10 protein-coding genes are annotated in these 11,799 nt (G+C 71.2%); 3 read left to right on the plus strand and 7 right to left on the minus strand.

The annotated features are described in order from the left end of the window. Window positions 1-15 precede the first annotated feature (15 nt). Together MAA44156_RS07745 and MAA44156_RS07750 are read right to left on the minus strand one after the other, a co-directional pair. Window positions 16-864 (minus strand): SDR family oxidoreductase, encoded by an 849-nt coding sequence (locus tag MAA44156_RS07745; RefSeq protein WP_023880074.1) that lies wholly within the window; start codon window positions 862-864, stop codon window positions 16-18. Window positions 865-960: 96 nt separating this feature from the next. Beyond that, a complete protein-coding gene (locus MAA44156_RS07750; RefSeq protein ID WP_009976979.1) occupies window positions 961-1,878 on the minus strand; it encodes an undecaprenyl-diphosphate phosphatase in 918 nt (305 codons plus the stop codon). Window positions 1,879-2,067: 189 nt separating this feature from the next. Here MAA44156_RS07750 and MAA44156_RS07755 point away from each other — a divergent pair, with 189 nt between their 5' ends. The 3 genes from MAA44156_RS07755 (at window position 2,068) to MAA44156_RS07765 (ending at window position 8,276) form a co-directional block, all read left to right on the plus strand. After that, complete coding sequence (locus MAA44156_RS07755) at window positions 2,068-4,512, plus strand: CaiB/BaiF CoA-transferase family protein (protein WP_009976977.1); 2,445 nt, start codon at window positions 2,068-2,070, stop codon at window positions 4,510-4,512. A gap of 18 nt (window positions 4,513-4,530) precedes the next feature. Further along, window positions 4,531-6,015, plus strand: a complete 1,485-nt coding sequence (locus MAA44156_RS07760; protein ID WP_009976976.1) for an acetyl-CoA acetyltransferase — start codon at window positions 4,531-4,533, stop codon at window positions 6,013-6,015. A gap of 131 nt (window positions 6,016-6,146) precedes the next feature. Next, entirely contained in the window at window positions 6,147-8,276 is a 2,130-nt protein-coding gene (locus MAA44156_RS07765) for an NAD-dependent epimerase/dehydratase family protein (RefSeq protein WP_121035627.1), read from the plus strand. 4 nt (window positions 8,277-8,280) lie between these two features. Here the strand turns inward: MAA44156_RS07765 and MAA44156_RS07770 are convergent, their stop codons facing one another. The 5 genes from MAA44156_RS07770 to MAA44156_RS07790 are packed head-to-tail and all read right to left on the minus strand — an operon-like array spanning window position 8,281 to window position 11,721. Then, complete coding sequence (locus tag MAA44156_RS07770) at window positions 8,281-9,513, minus strand: NAD(P)/FAD-dependent oxidoreductase (protein WP_009976971.1); 1,233 nt, start codon at window positions 9,511-9,513, stop codon at window positions 8,281-8,283. Between the two features lie 46 nt (window positions 9,514-9,559). Next, a complete protein-coding gene (locus MAA44156_RS07775) occupies window positions 9,560-10,285 on the minus strand; it encodes a DUF72 domain-containing protein (protein ID WP_009976970.1) in 726 nt (241 codons plus the stop codon). A gap of 7 nt (window positions 10,286-10,292) precedes the next feature. Next, window positions 10,293-10,928, minus strand: coding sequence for an HhH-GDP family DNA glycosylase (locus tag MAA44156_RS07780; protein WP_009976969.1), 636 nt, complete (start codon window positions 10,926-10,928; stop codon window positions 10,293-10,295). 42 nt (window positions 10,929-10,970) lie between these two features. After that, window positions 10,971-11,303, minus strand: coding sequence for a TfoX/Sxy family protein (locus tag MAA44156_RS07785; RefSeq protein WP_009976968.1), 333 nt, complete (start codon window positions 11,301-11,303; stop codon window positions 10,971-10,973). A 40-nt stretch (window positions 11,304-11,343) separates the two neighbouring features. After that, window positions 11,344-11,721 (minus strand): nitroreductase family deazaflavin-dependent oxidoreductase, encoded by a 378-nt coding sequence (locus MAA44156_RS07790; protein WP_033715540.1) that lies wholly within the window; start codon window positions 11,719-11,721, stop codon window positions 11,344-11,346. Window positions 11,722-11,799 lie beyond the last annotated feature (78 nt).

An 11,799-nucleotide genomic window follows, 5' to 3' on the forward strand; every position in this document is an offset into this window, starting at 1 on the left:
AATGCTCGTCCCCGGCTACTGTTCGCCGCGGGCCCGCGCCTCGTACGCCTGCCGTTTTTCCACGTCGACGGCGTCGGTGAAGACGTGTTCGCCGCCGAGCAGCCGGTTCAGGCCCTCCGACAGCGCGCGCGGCATGAACTTCTGCGAGGCGATGATCGCGCCCGCGGTTCTGGTGACCCGCACTCGTGGCCGCGGGTGGGCCACCAGCTTGACGATCGCGTCGGCGATGTCGGACGGTTCGGCGTTTCTGACGCCCTTGGCGCCCGACGTGCCCGCGATCAGTTCGGTGTTCACGAACGTCGGCTTGACCACCGAGAACTTCACCCCGGACCGGCGGTATTCGATGCGGGCGGCATCGGTGAAGCCGACGACGGCGTGCTTGCTGGCGCAGTAGGTGGCCGCCCCGGCCAGGTAGGTCTCGCCGGCCAGCGAGGCGACGTTGATGACGTGTCCCCGCCCGCGCGGAATCATCCGCGCCAGCGCCAGCTTGCTGCCCAGGATCACGCCGTAGACGTTGATGTCCAGGATCCGTCGGGTGACGGCGTCGGACTCGTCGACGACCCGGCCGAGCGGCATGATGCCGGCGTTGTTGACCAGCACGTCGATCGGGCCGAGCTGGCGCTCGACCTCGTCGAGGAAATCGGAGAACGAGTGCGGGTCGGTGACGTCGAGCTTCCCGTAGACGTCCAGGTCCAGCGCGGCGCCGGACTCCTTCACCCGCACCTCGTCGATGTCGCCGATGGCCACCTTGGCGCCCAGCTTGTGCAGCGCGGTCGCGGTGGCCAGCCCGATCCCGCGGGCCCCGCCGGTGATGACGACGACCTTGTCCCGCACCTTCACCCCGATCGAAGCGGTGTCTGCCATCTGCCCTCCAGATTCTTGACGGGTGTCAACATCGACGGGCTAAGCACAGCACTCGGCGTCGGCCCGCGCAACAAGCGGCCGGTCGGTGGCCCTCGGTTAGCGCAGCGCGAGCCACACCAGGCTGGCGCCGCCGGCCACGGCGCAATAGATCGCGAACGGCGTCAGCGTGCGGGTCTGGAAGTACCGGGTGAGATAGCGCACCGCCAGGTAGGCGCACACGAACGAGGCGACGCTGCCGGCCAGCACCTGCCCACCGATCCCGGCGCCGAGCGGCCCGAACAGCTCCGGGATCTTGTACACCCCGGCGGCCAGGATGATCGGCGTCGCCAGCAGGAACGAGAAGCGGGCGGCGTCCTCGTGCGACAGGCCGCGCCACAACCCGGCCACGATGGTGATGCCGGAGCGGCTGATGCCGGGCAGCAGGGCGAGGATCTGCGCAGCGCCGATCAGCACGCCGCGGCGCAGCGGAAGTTGGGCGAGGCGGTTGTCGGAGGCCTCGTCGCCGTGCTGCTGCTCCGCGTCGGGCACCGCGGGCTCATCCGCCACCGGCGCGACGCGTCGGCGCAGCACCTCACCGGCATACAGCGCGACGCCGTTGAGCAGCAGGAAGGCCGCCGCCGGGACGGGCTTGCCGAGGGTGGTGCGGAACAGCTGCTCCAGCGCCAGCCCGGCCAACCCCACCGGGATGGTGCCCACCACGATCAGCCAGGCCAGCCGCTCGTCGTGGGTGCGGATGCGGCGATGCCGCAGCGAGGAGAAGAAGCCGGCCAGGATGCGCACCCAGTCGCGCCAGAAGAAGACCAGCAGCGCGGCCGCGGTGGCCACGTGCAGGCCGACGATGAACGCCAGGTAGGGCGATCGGTGGGCCGACACGCTCAGGTCCTGCGCCCAGCGCCCGCCGACCAGCGCCGGCACCAGCACCGCGTGGCCGAGGCTGGAGACGGGGAACAGCTCTGTGACGCCCTGGAAGGCGCCGACCACCACGGCCTCGACGTAGCTCAGGTGCGCGGTCATAAGGGGATGCCTCCATCGGACGACAGGTCGCGGATCGGCCTGTGACGATAGCCGACCGCCCGCCGCGGCGAGCGGCGCAGGGCCGATGCGCGCCGAAACAGCTTGCCCGCCCGGTATTTTGGGCCGGCGCGGTATCCCGATGGCGCGCTCAACGCCCGCCGCGCGGCGGCCTGACCAGGCGGGTACGGTGTGCAGATGGCCGACCGGTTGCTCGACGCCGTGCGCGTCCTGGACTTGTCGAACGGCGTCGCCGACGCGGTCACCCGGCTGTTCGCCGACCTCGGCGCCGACGTCCTCAAGGTCGAGCCGCCGGGCGGCTGCCTGGGGCGTGACGCGCTGCCCACGCTGCGCGGCGCCAGCATTCCGTTCGCCGTGCACAACGCCAACAAGCGCAGCACCGTGCTGGACCCGTTCGACGACGAGGACTGCGCCCGCTTCCTGGACCTGGCCGCCGACGCCGACATCGTCGTGGACACCGGCGTCGACGAGCGCGGCGCCATGTTCGGCACCTCCGCCGAGGAGCTGGCCGCCCGCTACCCGCACCTGGTGGTGCTGTCGATCACCGATTTCGGCGCCACCGGCCCGCGCTCGTCGTGGCGCGCCACCGATCCGGTGCTGTATGCGATGTGCGGAGCGCTGTCGCGATCCGGCCCCACCACCGGCACTCCGGTGTTGCCGCCGGACGGCATCGCGTCGGCAACCGCGGCCGTTCAGGCTGCATGGGCCGCACTCGCTGCATACTACAACCGATTACGTTGCGGCACAGGCGATTACATCGACTTCTCGTGGTTCGACGCCGTCGTGATGGCGCTCGACCCGGCGTTCGGCGCGCACGGGCAGGCCGCCGCCGGCATCCGGCGCAGCGGGCGGTGGCGGGGCCGGCCGAAGAACCAGGATGCCTACCCGATCTATCCGTGCCAGGACGGCTACGTCCGGCTGTGCGTGATGGCGCCGCGGCAATGGCACGGGCTGCGCCGCTGGCTGGGGGAGCCGGAGGACTTCCAGGATCCCAAGTACGACGTGATCGGCGCGCGGTTCGCGGTGTGGCCGCAGATCAGCGAGCTGCTGCAGAAGCTGTTCGCCGGGCAGACCATGAAGGATCTGGTGGCCGCCGGCCAGGCGCACGGGGTTCCGATCGCCGCGGTGCTGACGCCGTCGCAGATCCTGGGATCCGACCACTTTCAGGCGGTGGGCGCCATCACCGACGCCGAACTCGTCCCCGGCGTGCACACCGCCGTGCCGAGCGGATATTTCGTCGTCGACGGCCGGCGCGCGGGCTTTCGCGCGCCGGTGCCCGCCGCCGGCCAGGACGAACCGTACTGGCGCGGCGCCCCGTCGGTGGTGCCGTCGCCGGCGGGCCGGCTCGGCGACCATCCCTTCGCCGGCCTGCGCATCCTGGACCTGGGCATCATCGTCGCCGGCGGCGAGCTGAGCCGGCTGTTCGGTGACCTGGGCGCCGACGTCATCAAGGTCGAGAGCGCGGACTACCCCGACGGGCTGCGCCAGGCCCGCGCCGGCGAGGCCATGGGCGAGTCGTTCGCCTGGACGCACCGCAACAACCGGGCGCTGGGACTGGACCTGCGCAGCGCGCAGGGCAAGACGATCTTCGCCCGGCTGGTGGCCGAGGCCGACGCGGTGTTCGCCAACTTCAAACCGGGAACCCTTGCCGCACTGGGTTTTTCCTACGAACAGCTGCGCGCGATCAACCCGCGGATCGTGCTGGCCGAAAGCAGCGCCTTCGGCGACACCGGGCCGTGGAGCACCCGGATGGGCTACGGCCCCCTGGTGCGCGCCACCACCGGGGTGACCCGGTTGTGGACGTCCGACGATGCGCGGGAACACGACGACGACGGCCGGCACGCGTTCTACGACGCGACGACGATCTTCCCCGATCACGTGGTAGGGCGGGTCACCGCGATCGCGGCGCTGGCCGCCCTGATCCACCGCGACCGGGCCGGCGCCGGAGCCCACGTGCACATCTCGCAGGCCGAGGTGGTGGTCAACCAGCTCGACACGCTGTATGTCACGCAGGCCGCGCTGGCCGCCGGTGTGGCCCAGATCCGCCCGGACACCGGCCTGCACGCGGTCTACCCTTGCGCCGGGGACGACGAGTGGTGCGTCATCTCGATCCGGTCGGATGACGAATGGCGGCGCGCCGCTTCGGTTTTCGACCACGCCGAATGGGCGGACGACCCCCGCTTCGGCACCGCGGAGGCGCGGCTGGCCCATCGCCGCGAGCTGGTGGAGCTGGTCTCGGCATGGACCCGCACCCGCACCCCGGTGCGGGCCGCCGAGCTGCTGCAGGCGGCCGCGGTGCCGGCCGGCCCGATGAACCGCCCGCCGGAGATCCTGGAGGACCCGCAGCTGATCGCCCGCAACCTCTACCGCCCGATGCGGCATCCGCTGATCGACAACCCGCTGCCGGCCGAGACCGGCCCGGCGCCGTTTCGCCACATCCCGCCGGCCCGCCAGGCCCCGGCGCCGCTGCCCGGCCAGGACACCGTGGCGATCTGCCGCGACCTGCTGGGCATGAACACCGCCGACATTCGGCGGCTGATCGACGAGCGGGTGCTGTTCGGGCCCGCCGACCCGGCCGGTCCGGCGCCGGGGCCGACGGCCCGGCCGGATTCATAGCCACGCTAAATTCGTTGCATGACCGTCGACCCCCGCACCCCGGTGCTGATCGGCTACGGCCAGGTCAACCACCGCGACGACATCGACCCGGCGGTCCGCTCCGTCGAGCCCGTCGACCTGATGGCCGCCGCCGTCGAGCGGGCCGCCGACGCCGCGGTGATCGAGGCGGTGGATTCCATCCGGGTGGTCAACATCCTCTCGGCGCAGTATCGCGATCCCGGGCTGCTGCTCGGCCAGCGCATCGGCGCCCGCGACTTCGGCACGCTGTACACCCCGGTCGGCGGCAACGTGCCGCAATCGCTGGTCAACCAGGCATGCCTGGACATCCAGCGGGGCCGCGCCAACGTGGTGCTGCTGGCCGGCGCCGAAACCTGGCGCACCCGACGGGGATTGCGGGCCAAGGGCGGCAAACTGGTCTGGACCGAGCAGGACCGCTCAGTGCCGATGGCCGAGGTCAGCGGCGAAGACGTGGCGATGGCCGGCGAGGCCGAGATCAGGATCTCCCTGGACCGGCCGGCCTACGTCTACCCCCTGTTCGAGCAGGCGCTGCGGGTGGCCACCGGCGAGTCGGTCGAGGACCACCTCACCCGCATCGGGCGGCTGTGGGCGCGGTTCAACGCGGTGGCGGTGGACAACCCGCACGCCTGGATCCGCACCCCGCACAGCGCCGACGACATCTGCCGGGCGGGGCCGCACAACCGGATGATCAGCTGGCCGTACACCAAGTTGATGAACTCCAACAACATGGTCGACCAGGGTGCGGCGCTCGTACTGACCTCCGTGGAGCAGGCGCGACGGCTGAAGGTCCCGCCCGAGCGGTGGGTCTACCCGCTGGCGGGCACGGATGCGCATGACACCGCGTCCATCGCCGAACGCCACGAGCTGCACCGCTCGGCGGCCATCCGGATCGCCGGCGCCCGGGCGCTGCAACTGGCCGGGCTGGGCATCGACGACGTCGACAACGTGGACCTGTACTCGTGCTTTCCCTCCGCGGTGCAGGTGGCGGCGGCCGAACTCGGGCTGGGCCTCGACGACCCCGCCCGACCGCTCACGGTGACCGGCGGGCTGACGTTTGCGGGCGGGCCGTGGAGCAACTACGTCATGCACTCCATCGCCACCATGGCCGAGTTGCTGGTGGCCAATCCCGGGCGGCGCGGTTTGATCACCGCCAACGGCGGCTACCTGACCAAGCACAGCTTCGGCGTCTACGGCACCGAACCGCCGGCCGAATTCCGTTGGGAGGACACCCAATCGGCCGTCGACCGGGAGCCGACGACCGATGCGGCGGTCGAGTGGGAGGGCGTCGGCACCGTTGAGGCCTGGACGACGCCCCACGACCGCGAGGGTGAGCCGGAGAAGGCGTTCCTGGCGGTGCGCACCCCGGACGGGTCGCGCGCCCTGGCCGTCGTCACCGATCGCGCCGCCGCGCAGGCAACCGTGCGCGAGGACATCGGTGGCGCCAAGGTCGCCGTCGCCGTCGACGGCAGCGCGACGCTGCAGTAGCCCGGGGCAGTGGCCCGGGCCCCGGCGCCGGCGTCACCGCCGGTCATCGAACCGTTACCGGACCGACGGTCGCGTAGCCAGTGCCTATTTGGCTATTGTTGAGTGCTGAGGGTTGGGGGAGGTGAGCCCAGGTGCACATCCTGGTTACCGACGCCACCGGCGCACTCGGGCGGCTGGTCGCTGGGCAGCTGATCGCGGCCGGGCACACCGTCACCGGAATTGCTGAGCTGCCGCACCCCTGCCTGGACCGCAACGTCGAATTCGTTTGCGCGCCGCTGCGCGACCGGGTGTTGCGCGAGCTGACCGACGAGGCCGACGCGGTCATCCACCTGGCCCCGATCGACCCCACCGCCCCCGGCAACGCCGCCATGGACGGGCTGGCGCGCGTCACCGACGCCGCCGCCCGGGCCGGGTCCCGGCTGTTGTTCGTGTCGCAGGCCGCCGGCCGGCCCGAGCTGTATCGACCGGCCGAGGACCTGGTGGCCTCGAGCTGGGGGCCCAGCGTGGTGGTCCGGATCGCGCCGCCGGTCGGTCGTCAGCTCGACTGGATGGTGTGCCGCACGGTGGCCACCGTGCTGCGCACCAAGGTGTCGGCGCAGCCGATGCGGGTGCTGCACCTCGACGACCTGATGCGCTTTTTGGTGACGGCCCTCGACACCGACCGCACCGGCGTGGTGGACCTGGCCAGCCCGGACACCGTCAACCTGGTCACCGCCTGGCGGATGCTGCGCGCCACCGACCCCCGTTCCCGGCTGCACCGGGTGCGCAGCTGGTCGCAGCTGATTCCGGATCTCAATGTTGCTGCCGCGCAAGAGGATTGGCTGTTCGAGTTCGGCTGGCACGCGCTGGACGCGGTCGCCGACACCGCGCGTGGGCTGGTCGGGCGCCGGCTGGACACCGCGGGCGCGATCAATCACGGCGCCCAGCTCGCGCTGCCCGTCGAGGTGCTGCCGCAGCGGGCGGGCAACGGCGCGCACAGCGCGGCGCCCGAAGGCGTGGAAGGCGAATTCGACGACCGGATCGATCCGCGGTTCCCGGTGTTTTCGGCCACCGCGCTCACCGATGCGCTGCCCGGACCGCTCACCCCGATCACGCTCGACGTCCAACTGAGCGGGCTGCGCACCGCGAGCCGGGTGTTGGGCCGGGTGCTCGCGCTGGGCGGCGCGGTCGGCGAGGAATGGGACAGCAGGGCCATCGCGGTGTTCGGCCACCGGCCCTATGTCGGGGTGTCGGTCAACATGGTCGCCGCCACCCAGCTGCCCGGCTGGGACCAGGACGCCGTCGCCCGCGACGCCCTGGTGGGCCGGCCCCAGGTCGGCGATCCGCTGCCGCTCGGTGAGCCGGCGTTGGCGGGCGGGGCGCTCGGCTCGATCGCCAAGGCGGTGGCCGCGGGACGGTCGGTGGCGCTGCTGCGGCACTTGCGGGCGAACACCCGCGACTACTGCGCCGCCGCCGTCGCCGAGCAGGTGGACGCCGCCCAACTGGCATTGCTGCCGCAGGCCGCGCTGGAGGTGCGGCTGCGGCTGTTGCGCGACCGCATCCACCAGGGCTGGATCCTCAACGCGCTGTGGCTGCTCGACACCGGGATCACGGCGGCGGCGCTGGTGCGCAGCCAGGCCGGGCAGAGTGCGCCCGGCCTCGGCATGATCACCGAAAGCGGCCTAGTGGCAGCCGAAACCGCCGAGCTGGCGGCGATGTTGGCGGCCGACCCGCCGTTGTGTGCGCTGGCCGCCGACGGCAACCTCGCCAGCATCCGCGCGCTGGCGCCGAAGACCGCCGCCGCCGTGGACGCCGCGGTGGCGCGGATTGGACACCGCGGGCCCGGGGACGCCGAGCTGGCCAGCCAGACGTTCGCCGACGACCCGGCGATGCTGCTGAGCGCCGCCGCCGCTGCCGCCGCGGCGCCCGCCGAGCCCGCCGCGCCGGCGACGCTGGCCGAGCGGCTGGCGGCCAACGCCCGCGGCTCTAAGGAGCTGGCCCACGACGCCACCATGCGGTTCACCCACGAGCTCCGAATGACGTTGCGCGCCTTGGGATCTCTGCGGGTGGAGGCGGATCTGATCGACGCCGTCGACGACGTGTACTACCTGACCTGCAACGAGCTGGTGACCATGCCCGGCGATGCCCGGCTGCGGATCAAGCGCCGCCGCACCGAGCGGGAGCGGTTGCAGGTGCAATGCCCACCCGAGGTCATCGACGGCCGGTGGACGCCGCCGCAGCACTGCGCCGAGGGATCGCCGGCCCAGCGCCCCGCGGGCTGACCCGTCAACCGAGCAGCTCGCCCAGCGGTGCGCCGGGATCACCGAGCCGGTCGGCGTCGATGGGCGCCCGGGACCGGATCAGGGCCTTGACGTCGTCGAGCACATCCCAGATGTTGACGTTCATCCCGGCCAGCACCCGGTCGTCGGCGTCGAGCCAGAACGCGACGAATTCGCGGGCTGCGACGTCGCCGCGGAACACCACCCGCTCGAACCGGGGAGCATGCCCGACGTACTCCATGCCCAGGTCGTACTGATCGGTGAAGAAGTAGGGCAGTTCGTCGTATTCGCCCGGCCTGCCCAGCATCCCGGCCACGGCGATCGCGGGCTGTTTGAGCGCGTTGGCCCAGTGCTCGGTGCGGATCCGGGTGCGCAGCAGCGGATGTTCGGCGGCGGCGATGTCGCCGACGGCGTAGATGTCGGGATCGCTGGTGCGCAACGACGCGTCGACCAGCACACCACCATCGGCCAGGGACAGCCCGGCCGCCTCGGCGAGTTCGATGTTGGGTCGGGCGCCGACGGCCACCAGCACCGCGTCCGCGGGGATCGCCGACCCGTCCGTGGTGCGCAGGCCGGTCGCCGAGCCGTCGGCCCGGGTGATCTCTCGCACCTGCGTCTCGAGCCGCAGATCCACGCCGTGCTCGCGATGCAGCGTGGCGAACACCTCGCCGACGGTTTCCCCCAGCGCCGCGGTCAGGGGTTGTCGGGCCGCCTCCACCACCGTGACCTCGACACCGCGCTGGCGCGCGGCCGCGGCCACTTCCAGCCCGATCCACCCCGCACCCACCACGGCCAGCGACTTCCCTTCGCCCAGAAAGGAATTCAACGCCACCGCGTCTTCATACGTGCGCAGGTAATGCACGCCGGCGCAATCCGATCCCGGTATCGGCGGGCGCCGCGCGGCCGATCCGGTGGCCAGCAGCAGCTTGTCGTAGGCCACGGTGGTGCCGTCGGCGAGCCCGACGGTGTGGCCGGCGGCGTCCAGCGCGCACACCCGGGTGTTGAGCCGCAGGTCGACGTCGTTGTCCCGGTACCAGTCCGAGTTCTGCACGGTGAAGTCGGTCAGTGACTTCTTGCCGGCCAGAAACTCCTTGGACAGCGGCGGCCGTTCGTAGGGCAGGTGCTCCTCGTCGGCGAACACGATGATGCGCCCGTCGAAGTTGTTGTCCCGCAATGCTTCCACGGCTTTTGCCGCCGCAAGTCCGCCGCCGATGATGACGAAGCCGGTCGCGCTGGCCATGATGGGTTGCTCCGTTCTGTCGAAGTTTCAGCCTACTCGCGGGCGCTCAACCCACCAGCTCGCGCAGCGCGAGCGCGTTGCGTACCGCGTGGCCGCCCAGGTCGTTGTTGAAATACATCCACACGTCCTTTCCGTCACCGTCCCAGGCGGTGATCCGCTCGGCCCAGCACCGCAAGTCCTCGTCGGAGTACGAGCCGGCATAGTTGGCGGCTGGGTCCGGTCCGTGCATCCGGATGTAGACCAGGTCGGTCGTCGCACGCGGGATGCACGCCAGTCCAAGGCCGCTCGTCACCACGTACGCCGCACGGCGGCGCTCCAGCAGCGCATACACCGCGGGGTCGTTCCACGACGGGTGGCGCAGTTCGACGGCGACGCGGATGGACGCGGGCATGCGCTCCAAGAAGGAATCCAGGCGGGCGTCGTCGCGCTGCTGCTCGGGATGCAACTGCACCAGCAGCACGCCGCGCCGATCGCCCAGCAACTCCCAGCACCGCTCGAACCGTTCGATCCACGGTTCGGGGGAGGCCAGCCGGCGGTAGTGGGTGAGTCCGCGGTGCGCCTTGACCGACATGGTGAAGCCGTCCGGCAACTGCTCGCGCCACCCCGCGAACGTCGAATCCTTGGGCCAGCGGTAGAAACTGGCGTTCAACTCGACGGTGTCGAACACCTCGATGTAGCGGGACAGCCGGCGCGCCGACGGCGTTCCCGGCGGGTACAGCACATCCGCCCAGTGGTCATACGACCACCCGGAGGTACCGATGCGCACGGTCACGGGGCGGTCAGCCGCTGACCTGCCGGCGCACGTCGTCGTCCAGCGACGCGCGCACCAGGGCGGCGGCCAGCCGCGCATTGGCTTGCGGCGCAAGGCTTCCCAGCTTGTCCGGCTCGGCGGGCAGCCCCAGTTTCTTGGCGGCTCCGGTGGCCCGGTCATCGAAGTAGGGCTGCACCCAGGTCCACACGTCCTGGACTTCGCGCAGAAAGATGTCGGCGCCGGTGTCGCCGATGCCCTTGAATTTCTTCAGCATCCGTTTCGCCGACGCCGTGTCGTGCTCGCTGCGAGCGGCCAGTTCGCGCAGATCACCGGAGTAGTCGTCGCGCACGCGCTCGGCCATGTCGGTGAGCCGGGTGGCCGAGCTCTCGTCGTAACGCACGTAGTGGGCGCGCCCGAACGCATCGATCATGGTCTGCCGATCCGCATCCAGCACGGCCTTGGGGGTTCGCAGACCCGCCTTGAACAGTTCGGCCGCCGCGCCCACGGCGATGGCCGCGTCGATCGGCTTGCTGGCCAGCATGCACAGCACCAGAAGCTGAAACAGCGGCATCGGCTTGTCGCTCAGCTTGATGCGCGCCTGCGCGGCGTACGTCTGGCCGGCGACGTCGAGCAGTCGTCGCACTCGCTGGTCGCGGTTGCTCATACCGGTTCGCGTACCCCCGGCGTGCGCGGGCAAACGGCGCCGCTACTTGGGCGGCAGGCTTTCGGCGTATCCGACGCCGCGGGCGACCCAACCCGCAAGCTGGCGTTTGGTCCGCACCCCGGCGGCGTCGACTCGTAACCAGCCACGGGTCTCCCGCCCGGCCATCACCACCGGGCCGACATGGGCGCGCGCGACGAGCTTGTCGGTGTCCTCGGGCGGCACCCGCACCAGCAGCCCGCCCTGGCCGCTGGCCGCCACCGACATGTTGCCGTTGAGCAGAAACGCCAGCCCGCCGAACATGCGCTTCTCCTCGATGCCCGGTTGACCGCCGAGCAGCTCGCGGATCCGGTTGGCCAGGTCCTCGTCGTAGGGCATGCGACGACCTTAATGCCGGCCGCCGACACGGGCGTCGAGGTCAGTCCAGGTCCACCCGGATGGTCAGCAGGTCACTGCCCATCAGGCGCACCATCGCGCTGTTGAGGCGGGGCAGGTTGCCCTTCCGCTGCACGGGGTCGTCGTCCGGCAACAAGTGCGCGGTGCCGGTGCGCCAGCGGCCGCCGACCCGCACGCGGACGGCCGGATTGGCCTTGATGTTGCGCACATAGTCGGAGTGTTCGCCGTGTTCGGAAACCATCCAGAACTGGTTGTCCACCACGCGTCCTCCCACCGCGGTCCGCCGCGGCTTGCCGCTCTTGCGTCCGGTGGTTTCGAGCATGGTCATCGGCAATTGCCGGCCCACCGGGTTGACCAGCAGGCGTTGAACTCGGTGTACCACTCGCCGTTTGAGACTCACGCGGTCATTCAACCGCGACACCCGGCGTCACGCCAGCGTGGCGTTCGGCGCCGAGAGCCACGCCGGCGTGACGCTGGA

Origin of the sequence: Mycobacterium avium subsp. avium (assembly GCF_009741445.1) — a bacterium.
In the GTDB taxonomy this organism is placed as follows: Bacteria; Actinomycetota; Actinomycetes; order Mycobacteriales; family Mycobacteriaceae; genus Mycobacterium; species Mycobacterium avium.

Coding starts and splice junctions, on each gene's coding strand:
- MAA44156_RS07745 (WP_023880074.1), bottom strand. CDS start 864: ATGGCAGACACCGCTTCGATCGGGGTGAAGGTGCGGGACAAGGTCGTC.
- MAA44156_RS07750 (WP_009976979.1), bottom strand. CDS start 1,878: ATGACCGCGCACCTGAGCTACGTCGAGGCCGTGGTGGTCGGCGCCTTC.
- MAA44156_RS07760 (WP_009976976.1), top strand. CDS start 4,531: ATGACCGTCGACCCCCGCACCCCGGTGCTGATCGGCTACGGCCAGGTC.
- MAA44156_RS07770 (WP_009976971.1), bottom strand. CDS start 9,513: ATGGCCAGCGCGACCGGCTTCGTCATCATCGGCGGCGGACTTGCGGCG.
- MAA44156_RS07780 (WP_009976969.1), bottom strand. CDS start 10,928: ATGAGCAACCGCGACCAGCGAGTGCGACGACTGCTCGACGTCGCCGGC.
- MAA44156_RS07785 (WP_009976968.1), bottom strand. CDS start 11,303: ATGCCCTACGACGAGGACCTGGCCAACCGGATCCGCGAGCTGCTCGGC.